The organism is Shewanella sp. 10N.7 (genome assembly GCF_020806285.1).
GTDB lineage: Bacteria > Pseudomonadota > Gammaproteobacteria > Enterobacterales > Shewanellaceae > Shewanella > Shewanella electrodiphila.
The window spans coordinates 126726-148444 of the sequence record NZ_JAJGZS010000007.1 but is presented as its reverse complement, the minus strand read 5'-3'; the positions used below and the strand labels follow the sequence as shown (position 1 = coordinate 148444).

Genomic DNA, 21719 nt, shown 5'->3' with positions numbered 1-21719 from the left:
TTTTCAAGTTAATAATTAGGGTTAAAAAGTGAGCAAGCTTGCATTGTCAGCATTTTTTGCCAAACATGTCTTATTGAATTTATGTCGGTTTGATTTTTGAAACGTTAAACAGTAGTCTTCAACCTTTCAGATTGTAGATAAAAAGAGTTTGTTATGTCAGTTGAACAAGTGATAACCCAAAAACTGAACCAGTCTTTTAGCCCAATCCATTTAGACGTACTTAATGAAAGTAATCGTCATCATGTACCACCAAACTCTGAGACACACTTTAAAGTTGTAGTCGTGAGTGATGAGTTTGAATCTCAACGTCTTATATCCCGTCATCGCGCGGTAAACGGCGTTTTAGCTGAAGAGTTAGCCAATGGTGTTCATGCATTATCAATTAATGCTTATACTCAAGAAGAGTGGAAGGCCCTTGATACAGTGCCTAAAACGCCGAACTGTAAAGGCTAATTTTTTACTGTGTCATACAGTGAAAATACGTTAGTTATTCTTAAACCTCATCAGCGGATGGGGTTTTTTATTGCCTCCAATTTACCTTCTTCAATTACCACATTAATTGCCTTATATTTTGACGGCATCACCCCAATCAATAATTACAATGAATAGCCATGGGGCGGTTCAAGTTTGACCGATTGTCATAAGCTTGTCATTGGAAGGTGATATGCATGGATATCTTCAATGGTTTGCTTAGCTGTTCGCATTTTATTTTGATGCTATGATGCCAAGCAGATTATTTGCCAACCTTAAGGAATGTGTAATGCCTTTACTTGATAGTTTTACCGTTGACCATACACGCATGGACGCGCCGGCTGTTCGTGTTGCTAAGCATATGAGTACACCTAAAGGTGACACCATTACGGTATTTGACTTACGTTTTTGTGCGCCGAATAAAGATATTTTGAGTGAACGTGGCATTCATACCTTAGAGCATTTATTTGCAGGCTTTATGCGTGATCATTTAAATGGTGACAGTGTTGAGATTATTGATATCTCGCCAATGGGTTGTCGTACTGGCTTTTACATGAGTTTAATTGGTGTGCCATCAGAGCGTATGGTTGCAGATGCGTGGTTAGCTGCAATGGAAGATGTGCTTAATGTGGTTGAGCAAACTGAAATTCCTGAATTAAATGAATACCAATGCGGTACATTTGAGATGCATTCACTTGAACAAGCTCAAGATATAGCTCGCGCTATTATCGCAGCAGGCGTCAGCGTCAATCGTAACGATGATTTGAAATTAAGCGATGATATTTTAGGAACGCTTTAACGGTTTTAATTTGCAAACAGCATAGATTTATCAAAAGCGGCTTCGGCCGCTTTGTTTTTATGAGGTTAATTAATTATTAAAATACTGTTCTTATTTGTGTGAAAACGTTATTGTTATCAGTTGATAATAGGACGTTATTTATAACAATAAAGCATCGAATATAACGATGCTGATGATGTATTTTGGGAGTTAATCATGTCTAAAAGCCAATTCAGCTTGTCTGTAATTGCTTCAGCTGTGCTTTTTGTTTGCCATTCAGGTTCTAGTTTTGCTGGAACATCCGTTACTGCCTCAATGGATGAGTCGAACAATACTGTTGTGCTAACCCAGCCTCAGACGGCTCCGCTGCATTATCGAGATAGCACCATTCCGCTAGCTTTTTCAGGAATGACAGTGTTGCCTAGCAGTCAAGGACAGGCGACAGCAGTTACTCACCGCGGCGCAATGAGTGGTATTGCTGTTACACAAGATCGTGTTAGTTTTTCTCCTTCTCCTTATGCAGCACCTCAGCTTGTACTTCAGCCTAATTTAGCGCTACAAAGCAAAATATCAGCTTTAACTCTCACAGATGTGGCCAAAGGCGGCATGGGATCTTTTGGTCATGTTAATTACACGACTGCGCAGATTAGTCCAAATGAATTGGGCGGTAAGGCAAATATTGAAATCAATGAAAATGGTGATGGCCACGTAGGTGCAATTGCCAGCGGATTGAATAAAGAATACGGCATGATGTTAGCGGTGGATTATCAAAACACAGCTGAAGAAGTCGGTTTTGTTAGCGGCTTTGATAATGAGCAAACGCAAACTGACATTATGTTTAAAATTAATGCTGATAGCTTAGTTGGCGCGCGTAATCCGCAGCAAACCGAATTTATGTACCAGTACACTGACTCTGATAGCGGTTATTCAAATGTGGGCTTAACAGCGCAAGACTGGGGAACGAATCCAGGTACTCGATATTCTGCGACGCAAAATGATCAGCAAGAAGGCCAGCGTCACAAGTACCAAGTTAGCCATATCGTTGATTTAACCGGTGGCACTCAAATGGTGTCAGACTTTTATTACCAGTCCTATGATGAGAAAAAAGCGCAGTTTAATACATTAGACGGTAACTTTATTGGTTTGACTGAGTTACAAGCCATCGCTGACTTTGATGCCAATCCAGTTGGAAGCAATAATCTTTCTTCTATGTTAGAAGATAACCACTATGCAGGTTACGGCCTGCAAACTGAAGGAACAAGTCAGTATGGTGAGCATCAAGTAACTTACGGTGCCCTGTATCATTCAGATAAAGCTGAAATGAAATTTGGTCAACAAGATTGGCTATGGAGTGACGATAGAAGTCTTTCCAGTGTCAATGTAGATAAAGCTGTAATGGCGTATGTTGATGATGTGAATGTGTTTACCACCACAGCCGATGCTAAATTAAATTATGGCGCTTTATCATTTAACTTAGGGTTGGCGTTTGAAAATGTCAGTACCACTCGTGAAGTCAGTGTTGAAGCATATGGCATTGAAGCCGCAGACTTCTCTGATGACGGTTGGATACCATCACTTGAAATTGCCTATACTACAGGCGCTTGGAAAGCGGCACTTGCAGCGAAACAAGCATGGAGTGCAGCTTCTGCAGGCAATGCCAGTCAACAAGCGCAAGAGTCAATGCATTATCAACTTGGGTTAACTTACCAGACAGACTCGCTTAATCTCGGTGTAAATCTTTATATGCAAGACTTCGATAATCAGCACATTAGCTGTATGTGGAGTATGGCATGTGACTATTCTCAGCGTTATGTGCAAGAAAATATTGAAGACGTGAGTGTTAATGGCGTCGATTTATCTGCCGATTACCAATTTGCTTTCGAGAGTTTCTCCATACCGTTGAGCGTTCAATACCAGTATAGCCAGGCTGAATTTGGTGAATCAGGTGTTAACGACTTAATTGGTTTATATGTGAAAGGCGAACAATTGCCTTGGGTGCCTGAGCAGCAATTAGCCATTAGTGGTGGTGTTATTGTTGGAGCGTTTAGTTTTATGGCCCAAGGGCTTTATCAGTCAGAGCTAGGATATGCGACAGCATTTAATGGTGGAGAACAAATTGACGGGCAATGGAAAGTCGATATTGCCGCTAATTATCATATTTCTACAGTGCATGAAGTGTATTTACGTATAGAAAATGTACTTGATGAGGATTTAGTGAGTCAACAGTCTACTTTAGGCATTAATGCTCAAGGTGAAATGTTGACATATTTCGGCTATCAAGCACGTTTCTAAAAAAATACAATCCCTTCTATATTACCTAGCTTACTGTTTTAAAAGTGCTTTAGTATGGGCTTAATTAGCCCATACTAACTGCTACAAATGTTAACAAATAGATAAGCCACTTCCTCTATTAATTCTTTTAAAATTAATGCTATAGTGCTCATGTTGCTGGATTATTGCATCGAATCGCGTGATATCAGTCTATTCCACACCCTAAATAGGTGTAATTGTTTAAAAATGAACAATCAAAAATTTCAATCACCTATTATTTTCGTGGCGATAGCGCACATTTTGAGGTAAAATGCGCGCGACCAGCGTGATTGCGATCGCATTTCCGTGATAAATCTGCGCTAGCTCAACACTGAAGTGTTTGTTAACACTTTGTATTTTTTGGGTAGGAACGCGGCGCATTGTCTTTCCTTCAAACGTAGTGCTTGTGGATATGATTACAATAAAGAAAGGATTGGAACTACCTCTAGCAGGTGGCCCAGAGCAAGTTATCCATAATGGCCCAGCCATTAAGAATGTCGCCACTTTGGGTGAAGAGTATATTGGCTTACGTCCAACGATGAAAATCAAGGTTGGCGAAAAAGTTAAGAAAGGCCAGGTTATTTTTGAAGATAAAAAAAACCTAGGTGTAAAATATACTGCTTTAGCTAGTGGGACTGTATTAGAAATTAACCGGGGTGCTAAACGTGTACTTCAGTCAGTTGTTATTGAAGTGGAAGGTGACGACAAAGTCAGCTTTACTCAATACAGTGCTGACGCGTTAAACACGTTAGATGCAGCTGTTGTCAAAGAGAACTTGATTGAATCAGGTCTATGGACAGCTTTGCGTACTCGCCCTTTCAGTAAAGTACCTGCAGTTGACTCTGTCGCCGCTGGTATTTTCGTCACCGCTATAGATACCCAACCACTAGCTGCAGATCCTGCAATTGTGATTGCTGAGCATAAAGAAGATTTCGCAAACGGTTTAACCCTGCTTGCAAAATTAACTGAAGGCAAAGTGTTCATTGCTAAAGCGCCTGGTGCAGATATTCCTACTGGGAATGCTCAAGTTGAAGAGTTTGCTGGTAAACATCCGGCAGGCCTTGTGGGTACTCATATACATAACTTACTTCCTGCATCTGCAACACGTACTGTGTGGCATGTTGGCTATCAAGATGTGATTGCAATCGGTCAGCTATTTACCCAAGGCGAACTTAACACTCAACGTGTTGTTGCTATTGGTGGCCCACAAGCTAAGAACCCTCGTCTCGTTCGTACGGTTTTAGGTGCAAGCACTAACGAACTTACTGCTGGTGAAATTGAAGGTAATACCGTTCGTGTTATCTCAGGTTCAGTATTAAGTGGTCGTCAAGCTGCAGGTCCTCACGCTTACCTTGGTCGTTACCATCAACAAATTAGTTTGTTGCTTGAAGGTAATGAAAAAGAATTATTCGGTTGGGCTATGCCTGGTAGCGATAAGTTCTCTATCACTCGTGCATTCTTAGGTCACTTAAACCGTACTGGTCTGTTCAACATGACCACAAGTACTGGTGGTTCTGACCGTGCAATGGTACCGATTGGTAACTATGAACGTGTTGTTCCGTTAGACATCTTACCGACAATGTTACTTCGCGATTTAGTTTCTGGTGATTACGATGGTGCAGCTGCACTGGGTGCATTAGAGCTAGACGAAGAAGACTTGGCATTATGTACCTTCGTATGTCCAGGCAAGTATGACTACGGTACATACCTGCGTGATTGTTTAGATACGATCGAGAGGGAAGGCTAATGAGCTTGAAAGATTTTATCGAGCGTATTGAACCGCAATTTGAAAAAGGCGGTAAGTACGAAAAGTGGTACGCCCTTTATGAAGCGGCTGCGACTGTGTTTTACACTCCAGGTAAAGTAAACAAAGGTAGCACGCATGTGCGTGATAACCTTGACCTTAAGCGTATGATGATTACGGTTTGGGCGTGTACTTTCCCTGCAATGTTCTTTGGTATGTACAACGTTGGCTTACAAGCTCAAGATGCGCTTATTGCTGGTTTTGCTACTCCTGATGTATGGCAAGTCAGCCTATTTAGCTTATTCGGTACTGAGCTAACAGCAGACTCTGGCATCGCGGCCTTGATGTGGTACGGTGCCTGTTGGTTCTTACCTATCTACGCTGTGACCTTTGCGGTTGGTGGCTTCTGGGAAGTATTATTTGCTTCTGTACGTGGCCATGAAGTTAACGAAGGTTTCTTTGTTACCTCGATTCTTTTTGCGCTCACACTGCCAGCAACAATTCCTTTATGGATGGTTGCACTAGGTATTACCTTCGGTGTTGTTGTTGCTAAAGAAGTGTTCGGTGGTACAGGTCGTAACTTCTTAAACCCTGCACTAGCTGGTCGTGCTTTCCTATTCTTTGCTTACCCATTAAACATGTCAGGTGACACGTCTTGGGTTGTTGCTGATGGCTACTCTGGTGCAACTGCACTGAGTCAAGCTGCACAGGGCACATTAGAATACGGTATCACTCAAGACTGGTGGGATGCTTTCTTTGGTTTCATTCCAGGTTCTGTCGGTGAAGTTTCTACGTTCGCTATCTTATTAGGCGGCGCGGTGATTGTTTATACTCGTATTGCATCTTGGCGCATTATTGCAGGTGTTTTACTCGGTATGATTGCAGTGTCAACACTGCTTAATGTCATCGGAAGTGACACCAATGCAATGTTTGCAACGCCTTGGTATTGGCACCTTGTTTTAGGTGGCTTTGCATTCGGTATGATGTTTATGGCAACTGACCCAGTTTCAGCGTCATTTACTAACAATGCGAAATGGGCTTATGGTTTATTGATTGGTGCCATGGCTGTCTTTATTCGTGTTATTAACCCAGCATTCCCAGAAGGCATGATGTTAGCAATTCTATTCGCTAACTTATTCGCACCATTATTTGACCATTTTGTGGTTCAAGCAAATGTTAAGCGGAGGATTTCACGTGGCCAGTAATAAAGAATCAATCGGCAAAACATTATTTGTTGTTGTCGGTCTGTGCTTTGTCTGCTCAATGTTCGTTTCGACGGCAGCAGTGTTATTAAAGCCGACTCAACAGCAAAATAAGTTATTAGATAAGCAAAAGTACATTCTTGAAGCTGCTGGTTTAGTTGACACTAAGGCTGGCAAAGTAGAGAAAGACGTTATCATCGAAAAGTACAATAAGTACGTTGAAGCTCGCCTTGTTGATTTAAAAACAGGTGACTTCGTAGAAGGTGATGCGGATACTTTTGATGTTGAAAAAGCAGCACGTACTCCAGCAACGTCTTTCAAACCTGAAAACGATATTGCATCAGTTAAGCGCGTAGCAAACCAGGGTGTTGTTTATCTTGTTAAAGATGACAGCAACGAACTACAAACCGTGATTATTCCTGTTAAAGGCTACGGTTTATGGTCAACCATGTTTGCTTTCTTAGCCGTTGAACCTGATATGAATACAATTCGTAGCTTAGTGTATTACGACTTTACTGGTTCTGGTGAAACCCCAGGTCTAGGTGGTGAAGTTCAAAACCCACAATGGGTTGCTAAGTGGCAAGGTAAGAAACTTTATGACGACAATGGCGAGCTAGCCATTCAAGTGACAAAGATCCCTACTATCGCATCTTCAGTCCACGGTGTTGACGCATTATCTGGTGCGACACTAACGAGTAACGGTGTTCAGTACTCACTAACGTTCTGGTTAGGTGAAGAAGGTTTTGCACGCTTTATTGAAAAAGCACGCAATGGAGGACTTAGCTAATGGCTGATGCTAAAGAACTTAAACAGGTTCTGACCGGACCTATCATTAATAACAACCCGATTGCTTTGCAAATTCTGGGTGTATGTAGTGCGCTAGCAGTAACCGCTAAAATGGAAACTGCCATCGTAATGACATTAGCATTGACAGTGGTTACCGCATTCTCGAATTTATTTATTTCGATTTTACGTAATCACATTCCAAGCAGTGTTCGTATTATTGTGCAGATGACCATTATTGCTTCGTTAGTAATTGTGGTTGACCAAGTATTGCAAGCTTACGCCTATGACGTTGCGAAGCAATTATCAGTATTCGTTGGTTTGATTATTACTAACTGTATTGTAATGGGTCGTGCAGAAGCCTATGCGATGAAAACACCACCTTTAATGAGCTTCATGGATGGTATCGGTAATGGCCTAGGCTACGGTGCAATCCTATTATCAGTTGGCTTCTTCCGTGAGCTATTTGGTAACGGTTCATTATTTGGCGTGGAAATCCTAAGCAAAATCTCTGACGGTGGTTGGTACCAGCCTAATGGCTTGTTACTTCTTCCTCCTAGTGCGTTCTTCTTGATCGGCATTTTGATCTGGGTTATCCGTACTTATAAGCCAGAGCAAGTAGAAGCAAAAGGGTAAGCGCAATGGAACATTATATTAGTCTGTTAATTCGTTCGATATTCATTGAGAACATGGCGTTGGCCTTCTTCTTGGGTATGTGTACTTTCCTAGCTGTATCTAAGAAAGTCACAACTGCGATGGGCCTTGGTGTAGCAGTTATTTTCGTACTTGCGATTTCAGTACCTGTAAACCAAATCATCTATCAAGGTTTATTAGCGCCAGGCGCACTTGCTTGGGCTGGTGTTCCTGATGCAGATTTGAGCTTCTTGAAGTTCATTACCTTCATTGGTGTTATCGCAGCATTAGTACAAATTTTGGAAATGGCTTTAGACAAGTACTTTCCACCTTTGTATAACGCGTTAGGTATTTTCTTACCTTTGATCACCGTAAACTGTGCAATTTTTGGTGCTGTTTCATTCATGGTTGAGCGTGATTACAACCTAAGTGAAAGTTTAGTATTCGGGATTGGCTCTGGTATTGGTTGGGCATTAGCGATTGTATTGCTAGCCGGTCTTCGTGAGAAAATGAAGTATTCTGATGTGCCAAATGGTCTTCGTGGTTTAGGTATTACCTTCATCACTTCAGGTTTAATGGCGCTAGGTTTCATGTCGTTCTCAGGTGTATCTCTTTAAGAGATACCCAGCGACGTATTACTTTGAACCTTAAAGGATAAGTTTAATGGATATTCTTAACGCTACTCCAATAGATGTTTATCTAGGTGTGAGTATGTTTACTGCAATCGTTTTAATCTTGGTTTTAGTGATTCTATTCGCTAAATCTAAGCTGGTTGCAAGCGGTGATATCACTATCTCAATCAATGATGATAGCGAAAAAGCAATTAAAACAGGTGCGGGCAGTAAGTTACTTGGCGCATTAGCTGATAACGGTATTTTCGTATCTAGTGCCTGTGGTGGCGGTGGCTCATGTGGTCAGTGTCGCGTTAATATTAAGTCTGGTGGTGGTGATATTCTTCCAACAGAACTTGATCACATTAGTAAAGGTGAAGCTCGTCAAGGTTGTCGTTTAGCCTGTCAGGTAAATGTAAAAACTGACATGGATATCGAACTTGATGAAGAAATCTTCGGTATTAAGAAGTGGGAATGTGAAGTTATCTCTAACGATAACAAAGCGACGTTCATTAAAGAACTTAAGCTGCAAATTCCTGGTGATGAATCAGTTCCTTTCCGCGCCGGTGGTTACATTCAAATTGAAGCACCTGCTCACCATGTTAAGTATGCGGACTTTGATGTTCCTGCTGAATATCGTGGCGACTGGGAGCACTTTGGTTTCTTCAACTTAGAATCAAAAGTTGATGATGAGACGATTCGTGCTTACTCAATGGCTAACTACCCTGAAGAGTTTGGTATTATTATGTTGAACGTGCGTATTGCTACGCCACCTCCGCGTAATTTAACCTTACCTTGTGGTAAGATGTCATCGTACATTTGGAGTCTTAAAGAAGGTGATAAAGTCACTATCTCGGGCCCATTTGGTGAGTTCTTCGCTAAAGAGACTGATGCTGAAATGGTGTTCGTTGGTGGTGGTGCTGGTATGGCCCCAATGCGTTCACATATTTTCGATCAACTTAAGCGTTTAAACTCTAAGCGTAAGATGAGTTTCTGGTATGGTGCACGTTCTAAACGTGAAATGTTCTACGTTGAAGATTTCGACGGACTAGCATCGACCAATGAAAACTTTGAATGGCATGTTGCATTATCTGATCCGCAAGATGAAGATAACTGGGATGGCTATACTGGTTTCATTCATAACGTATTGTACGAAAACTACTTACGTGACCATGATGCACCAGAAGACTGTGAGTTCTACATGTGTGGACCTCCAATGATGAATGCTGCCGTAATTGGTATGCTTAAAGACCTAGGTGTTGAAGATGAAAACATCTTACTCGATGACTTTGGTGGCTAATGCGTTAATCAACATAGATTAGCAATTACACTATAAGACATTGAACGTCATGAATTGCAGCTCGCTGACACGGAGGTCACTCTAGTTAGTAAGCTGCAATTTTTTATTTTAGATATTACTAATTTTTAAGTTTGAGATGATAAAGATTTCTATAAATTCGATTGCAGTTACCCTCGTTGTATTTTTACTCACAGCATGCGGGACTGAAGATAAGATGGTATCGCTTGCCGGTAAAACTATGGGCACGACTTACCATATTAAAGTCGTTAGAAATGAGCAATTACCAACGACACAATTACTGCAAGCTGAAATCGATATTGCGCTTGAGCTAGTCAATGACCAAATGTCGACATACCGACCGAAATCTGAATTATCTAAATTTAATCAGCTAGGGATTAATCAGAGTATTACCGTTTCACAAGATACGATGACTGTATTTAAAGAAGGGTTAAGACTTTATGATGTGACCGGTGGCGCTTTAGATATTACATTAGGGCCGTTGGTTAATTTATGGGGCTTTGGTCCTAATAAGCGTCCAACCGAGATCCCGAGTAAAGAAACGATTGATAGAGTGAAAGCAAAAGCTGATATTAGCGGTTTTACTATTAATGGTTTAAAACTAACAAAAACCAATCCTGACTTATATGTGGATTTATCCTCATTAGCAAAAGGCTACGGTGTTGATAAAATAGCGCAACTTTTAAATAAGTATCAAGTTAAAGGTTATCTTGTTGAGATTGGCGGTGAAATTAGCGTTAAAGGCGTTAAAGATGACGGTGCGCCTTGGCGTATAGCGGTTGAGAAGCCGTCGTCAGAAGGAGCCTCTGTTCAGCAAGTTGTTGAGCCTGGTGACATGGCGTTGGCGACATCGGGTGACTACCGTATATATTATGAAGAGAATGGCGAGCGTTTTTCGCACTTAATTGACCCACGTACTGGCTATCCAATTAAGCATAAACTAGCCTCAGCGACAGTATTACATCCAAGCAGCATGACAGCGGATGCATATGCGACTGCAATGATGGTGTTAGGCACTGAAGCATCATTAGCGTTAGCCCATGATGAGCATTTGCCTGTGATGTTAATTGAAAAAGATGGCGATCAATACGAAGTTTTTTACAGTGAAGCTTATGCACCGTATATTCAGTAAGCGTTTTATTATGCGTTGTTTGTGGATTATTTAGCGATTTTTGCCGATTAGAAGTAATTGTTGGAGAATATTATGAGTACCTTTATTGCAGCGTTCGTTGTGTTGTTATTATTTTTTCTATTGATGTCTATTGGCTATATTATTAAAAGAAAAGCGGTTGAAGGTAGTTGCGGTGGTTTAGGTGTATTAGGTATTGAAAAAGCCTGTGACTGCGATGACCCATGTGATAAGCGTAAACGCCGAATGGCTGAATCAGAACGTGAAGCTAAACTAAATCAAAATCGGATTATTTAAACATCTGATTAGAGCGTCAGCTTGCTCTTAAATTGATATCAATAAAGCCCATTGAATAAATAATTCATTGGGCTTTTTTGTTGTCATCATTGGCCAATATAATGGCATTATTATATTAGATACAAAATTTACAAAAATCTTTTGAGGTAACATTTTCGACTAATTTTGTGATTTGATGCAGGTGAAATATATTACCTATTTAGCTAGAAGGGTGATTCTATTGAAGTTAACGTAACTTACGCATAGTTAAACCTAGTTAATAACCTAAGTTGTAACGATAATGATTATCACTAACTAAGCTTATGATTTTAAAGGATATTTGTATTTTTTTATTGTATGTACTATTCTGTTGGAAATTGATCCAGATCAATCTTGCATTTAAAGGACAAAATCATGAAAGGCCATCCAAAAGTAATTAGTCAGTTAAACCGTGTTTTGACTTGCGAGCTAACTGCAATCAACCAATATTTCTTACATGCACGCATGTTTAAACATTGGGGTTTAGAACACCTTAATGAAAAGGAATACAAAAAATCGATTCAAGATATGAAACATGCTGACAAGTTGATTGAGCGTGTTTTGTTTTTAGAAGGCTTACCTAACCTTCAGCAGTTAGATAAATTACGGATTGGTGAGCATTGTGAAGAAATGCTTGATTGTGATGAGCAAGCGCTAACAGAACAGTTAGTGGTATTGCGTGAGACTATCAAGCTTTGTGAAGCTGAACGTGATTATGTTAGCCGCGATTTATTAGAAGATTTACTCGAAGATGAAGAAGAGCACCTAGATTGGATTGAGTCTCAAAAAGAGCTAATCAATCAAACGGGTATTCAAAACTACCTTCAATCACAAATTAAAGATTAATAGGAAATTAACATGAAAGGTAATCCAGAAGTAATTGCAGCGCTGAATGCACTATTAACCGGTGAATTGTCGGCAATGGATCAGTATTTTGTACATGCTCACATGTATGAAGATTGGGGATTTGACGAGCTTTATACTCGCATCCTTCATGAGTCTGATGATGAGAAAGCCCATGCAGCTAAGCTAGTTCAGCGTATTTTGTTCCTAGAGGGAACGCCAGATGTCGCAAGTCGTGAAGCATTAAACATTGGTAAAGATGTGGAAGAAATGCTGAAAAACGACCTGAACTACGAATATGCCGTGGCTGACCATTTACGTGAAGTTATCGCTTTGTGTGAAGCTAAAGAAGATTTCCAAACTCGTGAAATTTTAGAAGTGTTATTAGACGATACTGAATCAGATCACATGTACTGGTTAGAGAAGCAAATTCGACTTATTGATCGCGTTGGTTTACAAAACTACCTACAAACAAAAATGTAATCTATTTAAATTGTTTTATTGTTAAAGCCCAACTGGTTAATAACAGCTTGGGCTTTTTTGTTTCTATTAATTAAAGTTACGCCCTAATAAGGTAAAAATCTAAATATATTAATTAGATATATATCTTATCTACTCTGTATTTAATCCATTATAGTTTGAAGCGGCCAATCATATTGGTGAGTTTGTTATTTATGTCGATAATATTGTTGGTTTCAGCTCTTTGTAAGTTGCCCTCATTATTGAGTGTTTCTACCATGTCGTGTATTTTATGCATATTCTTATTAATGGCATGAATAACCTGGTTTTGTTCATTGGCTGATGTTGATATCTGATTATTTAAGTCATTTACTTGTGTCATGAATTGACTCATTTCCTGCAAGCTAGATGATGTAGCTTCTACGTTTGTAACTGTTTCAGTACAAGCGGTTTCAGTATGAGTAATAGAAGAGACAACATTGGTTGCCTCTGATTTTAACTTTGCGAGGGCTACTTCAATTTCACTGGTACTTGCTTGAGTTCGACTTGCTAGTGCTCTTACTTCATCAGCCACTACAGCAAAGCCTCGACCTTGTTCGCCAGCACGAGCTGCTTCAATAGATGCATTTAACGCCAGTAGGTTAGTTTGCTCAGCAATGCTCCCAATCACAGACACAATACTTTGAATACTGCTGGTTTCATTATTCATATGTTCTACTTTTTGAGCTGTTTCATTAATTTGTGAAGCTAATGCTGTTATGCCTATTTGAGTCGATTCGATTGTCTTAAGTGAATATTCACCTGTAGTATGTGCTTGCGTAGTAAGTTGTGCAGCGTTAAAGGTGTTTTCTACAACCATCTCAGCAGTGTTAGATAGCTCTTCGATCGCTGTTACAATCTGTGTTGTTTCACAGGTATGTGACTCCAAGATATTATCACTGTGAGCGCTATATTCTTGTAATTTGCTTACTCCTTCAGAAAGGCTGACAGTTGATTGATGTATTTCTACCAGCATTGACTGAAGTTGGGCAATAAATTGATTTATCCCTAAGGCAATTTTACCTAAATCATCTTCACTTTTAATGGTTAATCGTCGAGTTAAATCGCCATTACCTTCTGAGAGACCTATAACAAGATCTCGTAATTCAATAATCGGTTGATAAAGCTTGTTCAGAAGAGTAAGTAAGATAACGATTGAAATAATAAGAATTACGCTGATGATCATGGCCATTTGCAAAGTGGCACTAACCAGAGGCGCAAAGGCTATGTCTTCATCTACGGTAATTACAACGTACCATTCCTTACCATCGAGCAGTTCAATGCGTTGGCTTGCAACTAAACTTGTTTGACCATTTATCATGCTACTTTCTACGGCTTCAGCCTTATCGGTTATCGTGTAGTAGAGTGATTGTAGTGCTGCGACATCATTAATGTTCTGCTTTTGTTCAATCAAAATCGAGTTAGATGCCAGCACTAACCCCTGCTTATCAATAATGAATCCAGATGCCCCATTGATTTTATGTAAATCATCTAATTCTTGTTGCAGTTCATCAAACCTGAGATCGGCCATAATAATACCGTTATCTATCGCATGCATGACACCAAGCATTGGAACAGCATCAGTCCGAGTAAAAAAAATGTCACTTAAAGTTAATGATGAGCTACCTTTTCCTGTTTGGTACCAAGGGCGTGTTCTTGGATCATATTTATCTAACAACCCAACACCATTCGGAAACGACTCAGATTCTTTGGAAACAAATGATGAGCCATCATCAAAACCGATTATGACTTTAGATACCCCACCTAATTGAGCGGTGTACCTTGTCATTGCAACATGGTTATCACCTATCTCACCTTGACTATAAAGATGTGCAAGTTCAGTCACAGCCTCAGTAGTTCGATTAAATGCTGTGTGAATGTCTGAAACTTTGTGCTTTAAGGTATTATGAATTTCTTGGGTGAGTGCGCTAGTGATTTGATCTTTAAGTAAGCTATGAGCAACCCAGCCATAAATCAACAGTGAAAGCACCAATAGAAAGCTCATGGCAGACAATATACTTGTTTTAAAACCTAATTGTTTCATTTGGTTACCTATTTGTATTATTATAGGTTTATATGATAATCATTAGGTGGAGGTAAAAATGATATCTTGCTCAATTATTTTAACTTCTAGTGACATTAATTGAACATTTTTATTGTTACTTTATGAGTTTAAACAATTGAAATCGATTCAATGATAGGGATGTAATCGTTTCTTTTACGTTGAGGTGGCTTGATTTCTTGTGTACTGTTTTTATATACAGTACTATTGGGATGTGTATTTGCTATTTAGTTTTTTGTCTATGCGAAAAATTATTCATATCGATATGGATTGTTACTTTGCCGCAGTGGAAATGCGCGATTTTCCTGAGCTGCTCGGCAAACCGCTTGCTGTGGGTGGTCGAAGCGATCGCAGAGGGGTTATTAGCACCTGTAATTATGAGGCTCGTGAGTTTGGCGTACGTTCTGCAATGTCGAGTTACCATGCGCTTAAGCTTTGCCCCGACCTTATCTTAGTCCCCGGTCGAATGGATGTATATAAATCTGTGTCCGTACAAATTCGAGAGATTTTTCATCGCTATACTGATTTGGTTGAACCCTTGTCGTTAGATGAAGCGTACCTTGATGTTACTGATTGTGACGAGTGCAAGGGGAGTGCGACCTTGATTGCACAGGCTATTCGACAAGAGGTTTTTGATGTTACAGGTCTAACGGCATCTGCTGGGGTAGCCCCTATCAAATATTTAGCCAAAATTGCCTCCGATTTGAATAAACCAAACGGCCAATATGTGATCCCGCCTGACGCCATTGCTGAATTTGTAAAACCACTCTCGTTAAATAAAATACCTGGAGTAGGTAAAGTCACTTCTGCAAAGCTTGCAGCATTAGGGCTCAACACATGCGAAGATGTGCAGCGCTACCCAAATGATAAGCTAATTAATGGCTTTGGAAAATTTGGTCGGGTGCTAATCGAGCGAGCCCAAGGTATCGATAATCGTCTTATTAGCCCTAATCGAGTGCGCAAGTCAGTCGGTGTCGAAACCACACTTGCTCAAGATATTTTTACTTTAGAGCAGTGTAATAATGTGATGCCACAGTTGATCCAAGAGTTGCTTGTGCGAGTCAACCGCAGTGCGAAAGATAGAAAAATACATAAACAAGTGGTGAAGCTTAAATTTAATGATTTTAAACAAACCACCATTGAACATCGCAGTGACGAGATAGCCATTAATTTGTTTCAGGACTTGTTGGCTCAGGCATTAGAGCGAGCAAATGGCCGTGGGATAAGATTGGTCGGTGTATCGGTTGGCTTAGCGGATATAGCGCTAGAAGCTCCAGAGTTATCCCATAATAATGAGCAATTGGATTTAAACTTTTAATCTATATCAACAGGCTATTATCAAACATTATTGCCAACAAAAAAGCTGCCATAAGGCAGCTTTTTTCAGATAAAGACTAGTGTCTTAATTTCAATGATTAGTCTTTTGCAGGAATACGCTCAAGAACCGCTAGCAACAGCTCCCAGTATTGACCAACGGTTGTGATGTTAACCATTTCATCAGGGCTATGTGGGTAACGAATGGTAGGGCCAATAGAAACCATATCCATTGTTGGATAAGGCTCTTTAAATAATCCACACTCAAGACCCGCATGAATTACCATGATGGTTGGATCTTTTTTGTAAATGTCATTGTAAGTATCACGAACAATTGCCATCACTGGAGAGTTATTGTTGGGCTTCCAGCCTGGGTAAGCGCCAGATAACTCGATGCTAGCACCTGAAAGGTTAGCGAGTGCTGTCAATTGTGTTTCAATTTCAACGCGGCCTGAGTCGATTAATGAACGGATAAGGCAAAGCACTTCAACAGATTCATTTTCAGTACTAATAACCCCAGTATTCAATGATGTTTCAGTAACGCCTTCAACTTCATCACTCATACGCATTACCCCATTAGGGCAAGCATGAAGTAAGTCGATCAAGGTGTTTTGTGCATCTTCACTCATGACTTTTTCTGGAGTCTCGATTGAAGCAAGTGTGAGTAACATGTCAGGATCGGCAATCGATAACTCTGCACGCACTATTGCCTGGAACTCGGTAATGGCTTGTTCAAGCTTAGTTTGGTTTTCACTAGGCAACATAAAGCTGATGTTGGCTTCACGTGGAATAGCATTACGTAGTGAGCCGCCAGTAAAGTTAACTAACTCAAGTGCGAGCTCATCGGCGTAGCTAAATAAGAAGCGTGCTAGTAACTTGTTTGCATTACCACGACCTAAGTGGATGTTTACACCTGAATGGCCACCTTTTAGTCCAGATAAAGTTAGGCTAAAGCTGGCATTAGTTTGCTCAGGAGCTTGCCATGACATTGGCACACTTAATTGAGCGTCAACACCGCCTGCGCAGCCCATGTAGATTTCGCCTTCTTGCTCAGAGTCAGTATTAATTAAAATATCTGCTTCAAGCATGCCTGCTTCTAGACCAAAAGCGCCAGTCATTCCTGCTTCTTCATCAATGGTCAGTAATACTTCTAATGGACCATGCTTGATATCATCAGCGCCAAGTACTGCTAGAGCAGAAGCCATACCAATACCATTATCAGAACCTAACGTTGTACCGTTAGCTTTTACCCACTCACCATCAACATAAGCTTCAATCGGATCTTTTTCAAAATCATGCTCTTTATCAGCATTCTTTTGCGGAACCATATCAATATGAGCCTGAAGAACTACAACCTTGCGGTTTTCCATGCCAGGAAAAGCGGGTTTTTTAATGATGAGGTTGCCCACTTTATCTTCTACAACGCTTAAGTTTTTTGACTTAGCCCACTGTTGTATGTGTTCACTTAATGCTTGTTCGAATTTTGATGGATGTGGAATTGAACAAATTTGTTCAAACCATTGCCATAAAGGCTGAGGATATAATTGATTGATCGCTGTCACGAAGACTCCCTTATTGTTTTTGAGGTGGGAATAGATGGCAAACAGTCTAGCATATCAAGCCTGTTAGACTGTGATCTGAGGCGATTTGATTGTTTGTGTTATAGCAAATATATGTAAATAAATATTAACCCTGTCGTCATTTGAAATTTATATACTTAGGCCGCGCAAACTGGCTATTATTTAATGCTTAATGGCAAACTGTTCATAGCTAAATAAAAATGATTAAAAAGGAAGGCTCATGTTTCAAGTGGATCTAGTAGACGTTCAAAGTGATGATGCGATTTTCGAAGGTAATGGCTGGGATGCCGTTATTGTTGTTGCTTCAGATTTAGATGTCATCGCACAAGATGAAATCAAATTACTGGCAAATCATGCCAAACAAATTGATCAAAGAATTGGTAAAACCGCAACCTTATTATTAGCGCCAGGTTTAGCTGGCGGGCGTTTGATTGTGTCGCCAGTGCTCAATGCACAAAACGAATACAGTGATGTAACTGTGTTTGCTAAGGCAGCACGTGAGGGGATTGCGATTGCAAAAGCTGCTGGTGCGGTAAAACCATTATTGGTGGTAAGCCAACATAGCGATACGCGTTATCAATATGCGCAACAGGTCTCGGCATTAGCATGTGGTCAAGAGTTATGGCAATCCCTTGAGTACCGAGAAGCTGAACAGACATTGCCTGCAATGACAGCGATTGGTTTATTGGTAACTCAATCTTGCAGTGAATTACTCAATGCTGTTGAAGCGGGTAAGGTGCTGGCTCGTGACTTATGTGGCACGGAACCTGAAAGAATGGCAGCTCCTGCATTTGCTGATTATTGTGTCGATGCTTTTAACGGCAGTGGTTTATCAGTTTCAGTGGTGGATGAGCAAGAAGAGCTAGAACGAGACTACCCGCTATTATGCGCAGTTGGTCGAGCATCATTTTGTGTACCTAGGCATCAGCCTCGTGTTGTAAAGGTTGAATACGTTGGCGAAGGTGAAATAGAGAAGACATTTTTATTCGCTGGTAAAGGGGTTATATACGATACCGGTGGTGCAGATATCAAAGTCGCTGGCGGTATGGCTGGGATGAGCCGTGATAAGGGCGGCGCTGCAGCAGTTGCAGGCTTAATGAAAACCTTATCTCTATTAAAACCAAAAGGTATTCGGGTTATCGCAGAATTAGGTTTAGTCAGAAATAGCATTGGTAGTGATGCGTTTGTACCTGATGAAATCATCAATAGCCACGCAGGTGTGCGCGTAAGAATTGGTAATACTGATGCAGAAGGGCGTTTAGTACTCGCTGATTTATTATCGCATTTAAGAATAAAAGCCACATCTGCAGTTAATCCTCAATTATTTTCAGTGGCTACCTTAACTGGCCATGTGGTGCGCTGTTACGGTGGTTACACTGCAGTGGTAGAAAATGCGGTGTCAAAAGCACAGGGCATTGGCGCTGGAATTGCTGATGTCGCTGAGTTATGGGGTGAATCGGTTGAGTTGTCTCGTTTACGTCATGATGATTTCGCTAAGGTAAATAACATTTCTGGTCAAGGTGAGTTACTGTCATCTAATAATGGCCCATCAGCCATTACTGCCCGTGGTCATCAATACCCTGCAGCTTTCCTTATTAATGCCTCTGGTTTAGGCGATCATGGCAGTCACAGTGCTGCACCGCTACCATTTGCCCATATCGACATTGCGGGTAGTGCAACGGAAGGGCACCCTTTGTATGGAAAACCGACGGCATCACCTTTGGTAACTTTATTACATAATGCGATAAAGTAAGCTTCTAGTAGCTTAAAAAATAACCGAGCACAATATATAGTGGCTTTATTGCGAAAGTAACAAAGCCGCTTGTATTTATATAGTCATACAAATGTAATTTAGTTACTTTTTTAGCTATATTTTAAATAATTTCAAATAATACTTGTAATAAAATTACATTTTGGTATTATTTATCTCGTTGAAGAGCACGGTGCTTTTCAATTCTAGTTCATCCAGGAAGGATAAAGTCTCCAAGGAATCGAGTAAGTAAGTTGTCTCAATGGATTGAGAAAAGTAAGTTCCAAGGAACCGAGCCCAGCAAGACTAGGTTTTAAACAACTTTATTTGGAGTATGTACTATGTCTTATACAGGCAATCAATATATTTATTGGCAAAACACTTGGTTAAGTTCAGATGCTTTATCAGGTGGTTTATATGCCATGACATTCAAGGGCTAACCCATCCTTGATTGAAGTTTTACCCGTATCAACCCTTTTTTCTGTCGCCTCACGGCGATCTTAGACAACAGTAAGCTAGTTCTCTATTGCTAGTTTATTTTGAAGTTTTATCACTTAATGGTGATTCAGTTTTCCTATCCCCATACCGGAAAACGATTAAACTTGTCAGCCTACTCATTGAGTAGGCTTTTTTTTGCCTGTATTTCACGTTTCCCTCAGTAATCAGTTTATTAAATTGTCTTGCTAGCGAATATGAGTGTTTATATTGTGAATATGGCTAAGCTCCCTATAAATACCTATAATCCTTGTCACTAAAATGTCACCTGTATCAGTTCCTTATCATAGTGAGTTGATCAAGTAAGGCGTGACAACAGCCGTTCCATTCCCTTTTTCAAGGATTAAAGTTTCATGTTAGAGAAACTGTTCAAACTCAAAGAGAATCAATCAAATATAAAACAAGAAGTGGTTGCAGGTATCACGACCTTTTTAACCATGGCCTATATCATTTTTGTTAATCCGATGATGTTGGCGGATGCGGGCATGGATCAAGGCGCTGTTTTTGTGGCGACATGTTTAGCGGCTGCAGTAGGTTGTTTAGTGATGGGCTTTGTTGCCAACTATCCAATCGCGTTGGCACCTGGAATGGGATTAAATGCTTTTTTCACTTACACCGTTGTTGGTGAAATGGGCTATAGCTGGGAAACAGCATTAGGCGCGGTATTCATGTCGGGTATTTGTTTCCTTATTCTGTCTTTAGTGAAAATTAGAGAGTGGATTGTCAATAGTATTCCGATGAGTTTACGTTTGGGTATTGCTGCTGGTATTGGTTTATTCCTTGCCTTTATTGGCCTTAAGGCTGCAGGCATTGTTGTTGCAAGTCCTGCAACCTTAGTGACCATGGGCGACATTACGGCATTTCCAGCTGTGATGGCTGCACTCGGTTTCTTTTTAATTATTGCTATGGTTCAGCGAGGGTTAAAAGCTTCAGTAATTTTAAGTATTTTTATCGTCACAGCGCTGGGGTTAGCGTTTGGCGACGTTAGTTATAATGGCATTGTATCAATGCCGCCATCTATTGCGCCCACTTTCATGAAAATGGACTTATCTAGCGTATTAGAAATCAGCATGATTTCAGTGATATTTGCTTTCTTATTTGTCGATCTCTTTGATACTTCAGGGACATTAGTTGCAGTGGCTCAGCGCGGTGGTTTCTTAGATGAACAAGGCCGTTTACCGAGAGTGAAGCGTGCATTAAGTGCTGATAGTTTGGCAACTATTGCAGGTGCGAGCTTAGGTACCTCTACAACAACCAGTTATATTGAAAGTACTGCGGGTGTGAGCGCTGGTGGCAGAACGGGATTAACAGCGGTTGTGGTCGGTATTTTATTTATCCTTGCATTATTTTTTGCGCCACTCGCGGGTATGGTGCCTGCGTATGCAACAAGCGGTGCATTATTTTATGTGGCTATTTTGATGATGTCTGGTTTGGTGAATGTTGAATGGGAAGACCTCACTGAAGCAGCGCCTGTGGTAATTGTTTGTTTACTGATGCCACTGACTTTTTCTATTGCTAACGCAATTGGCTTTGGATTTATCTCTTACGCTGTCATTAAAGTATTGACTTGTCGCTTTAAAGATTTGAATCTAGGCATTGTATTTATTGCGGTCTTATTCTTAGTTAAATTTATATATGGTTAAACCGTTGAGATGTTGGGTTTAAGTTAACTTTTTGCGTTGATTTTACTCGTTTTCTTTGGATTTTAATCCTCAGCTATTGTTTTTACAGGCTTCATTAAATATATCTTGTTAGCTAAAATAAATCGATTTATTGATTTTTTGTTAAGGGTTATGCATTGCATAGCCCTTTTTTATGCAGGATCATAATCTATGTCATGAATTTCTTTTAACATAGTTAAGCATTGCTATTATTCTTTAGTC

General features: G+C 40.3%; 18 protein-coding genes. 16 read left to right on the top strand and 2 right to left on the bottom strand.

What is annotated here, in order from left to right:
* Window positions 1-153 precede the first annotated feature (153 nt).
* The 13 genes from LMH66_RS06490 to bfr (LMH66_RS06430) all read left to right on the top strand — a co-directional run bounded on the left by LMH66_RS06490 (window position 154) and on the right by bfr (LMH66_RS06430) (window position 12620).
* Window positions 154-453, top strand: coding sequence for a BolA family protein (locus LMH66_RS06490; RefSeq protein ID WP_102528430.1), 300 nt, complete (start codon window positions 154-156; stop codon window positions 451-453).
* A 307-nt stretch (window positions 454-760) separates the two neighbouring features.
* Window positions 761-1270, top strand: coding sequence for an S-ribosylhomocysteine lyase (gene luxS / locus LMH66_RS06485; protein ID WP_102528431.1), 510 nt, complete (start codon window positions 761-763; stop codon window positions 1268-1270).
* Window positions 1271-1465: 195 nt separating this feature from the next.
* On the top strand, window positions 1466-3541 hold the full coding sequence (locus LMH66_RS06480; RefSeq protein ID WP_229368980.1) for a TonB-dependent receptor: 2076 nt from the start codon (window positions 1466-1468) through the stop codon (window positions 3539-3541).
* Window positions 3542-3971: 430 nt separating this feature from the next.
* On the top strand, window positions 3972-5306 hold the full coding sequence (locus LMH66_RS06475; protein ID WP_229368979.1) for a Na(+)-translocating NADH-quinone reductase subunit A: 1335 nt from the start codon (window positions 3972-3974) through the stop codon (window positions 5304-5306).
* On the top strand, window positions 5306-6508 hold the full coding sequence (locus LMH66_RS06470) for an NADH:ubiquinone reductase (Na(+)-transporting) subunit B (RefSeq protein ID WP_102528433.1): 1203 nt from the start codon (window positions 5306-5308) through the stop codon (window positions 6506-6508). Before LMH66_RS06475 ends, LMH66_RS06470 begins: the two co-directional genes overlap by 1 nt.
* Entirely contained in the window at window positions 6498-7292 is a 795-nt protein-coding gene (locus tag LMH66_RS06465; protein ID WP_229368978.1) for a Na(+)-translocating NADH-quinone reductase subunit C, read from the top strand. The genes LMH66_RS06470 and LMH66_RS06465 overlap by 11 nt, the downstream gene beginning before the upstream one ends.
* Entirely contained in the window at window positions 7292-7924 is a 633-nt protein-coding gene (locus tag LMH66_RS06460) for an NADH:ubiquinone reductase (Na(+)-transporting) subunit D (RefSeq protein WP_102528435.1), read from the top strand. Before LMH66_RS06465 ends, LMH66_RS06460 begins: the two co-directional genes overlap by 1 nt.
* A 5-nt stretch (window positions 7925-7929) precedes the next feature.
* The gene (nqrE, locus tag LMH66_RS06455) at window positions 7930-8538 is read left to right on the top strand and encodes an NADH:ubiquinone reductase (Na(+)-transporting) subunit E (RefSeq protein ID WP_102528436.1); all 609 of its coding nucleotides are present in this window, start codon (window positions 7930-7932) and stop codon (window positions 8536-8538) included.
* 46 nt (window positions 8539-8584) lie between these two features.
* On the top strand, window positions 8585-9832 hold the full coding sequence (gene nqrF, locus LMH66_RS06450) for an NADH:ubiquinone reductase (Na(+)-transporting) subunit F (RefSeq protein ID WP_229368977.1): 1248 nt from the start codon (window positions 8585-8587) through the stop codon (window positions 9830-9832).
* Between the two features lie 136 nt (window positions 9833-9968).
* Window positions 9969-10982: an FAD:protein FMN transferase gene (locus LMH66_RS06445; RefSeq protein ID WP_102528438.1), complete on the top strand. Its 1014-nt coding sequence runs from the start codon at window positions 9969-9971 to the stop codon at window positions 10980-10982.
* A 72-nt stretch (window positions 10983-11054) separates the two neighbouring features.
* Window positions 11055-11276, top strand: a complete 222-nt coding sequence (gene nqrM, locus LMH66_RS06440; protein WP_102528439.1) for a (Na+)-NQR maturation NqrM — start codon at window positions 11055-11057, stop codon at window positions 11274-11276.
* A gap of 393 nt (window positions 11277-11669) precedes the next feature.
* Window positions 11670-12140, top strand: coding sequence for a bacterioferritin (bfr, locus tag LMH66_RS06435; RefSeq protein ID WP_229368976.1), 471 nt, complete (start codon window positions 11670-11672; stop codon window positions 12138-12140).
* A 12-nt stretch (window positions 12141-12152) separates the two neighbouring features.
* Window positions 12153-12620 (top strand): bacterioferritin, encoded by a 468-nt coding sequence (gene bfr, locus LMH66_RS06430; RefSeq protein ID WP_102528441.1) that lies wholly within the window; start codon window positions 12153-12155, stop codon window positions 12618-12620.
* A 148-nt stretch (window positions 12621-12768) separates the two neighbouring features.
* Here bfr (LMH66_RS06430) and LMH66_RS06425 read toward each other — a convergent pair whose 3' ends face one another.
* A complete protein-coding gene (locus LMH66_RS06425; protein ID WP_102528442.1) occupies window positions 12769-14679 on the bottom strand; it encodes a methyl-accepting chemotaxis protein in 1911 nt (636 codons plus the stop codon).
* A gap of 259 nt (window positions 14680-14938) precedes the next feature.
* Between LMH66_RS06425 and dinB the strand changes: the two genes are divergently transcribed.
* A complete protein-coding gene (gene dinB / locus LMH66_RS06420; RefSeq protein WP_229368975.1) occupies window positions 14939-16015 on the top strand; it encodes a DNA polymerase IV in 1077 nt (358 codons plus the stop codon).
* Between the two features lie 97 nt (window positions 16016-16112).
* On the opposite strand, the gene LMH66_RS06415 is transcribed toward dinB, so the two are convergent.
* On the bottom strand, window positions 16113-17573 hold the full coding sequence (locus tag LMH66_RS06415) for an aminoacyl-histidine dipeptidase (RefSeq protein ID WP_229368974.1): 1461 nt from the start codon (window positions 17571-17573) through the stop codon (window positions 16113-16115).
* Between the two features lie 238 nt (window positions 17574-17811).
* On the opposite strand from LMH66_RS06415, the gene LMH66_RS06410 reads away from it, so the two are divergent.
* Window positions 17812-19344, top strand: a complete 1533-nt coding sequence (locus LMH66_RS06410; protein WP_229368973.1) for a M17 family metallopeptidase — start codon at window positions 17812-17814, stop codon at window positions 19342-19344.
* Between the two features lie 845 nt (window positions 19345-20189).
* The gene (locus tag LMH66_RS06405) at window positions 20190-21479 is read left to right on the top strand and encodes an NCS2 family permease (protein ID WP_229368972.1); all 1290 of its coding nucleotides are present in this window, start codon (window positions 20190-20192) and stop codon (window positions 21477-21479) included.
* Window positions 21480-21719 lie beyond the last annotated feature (240 nt).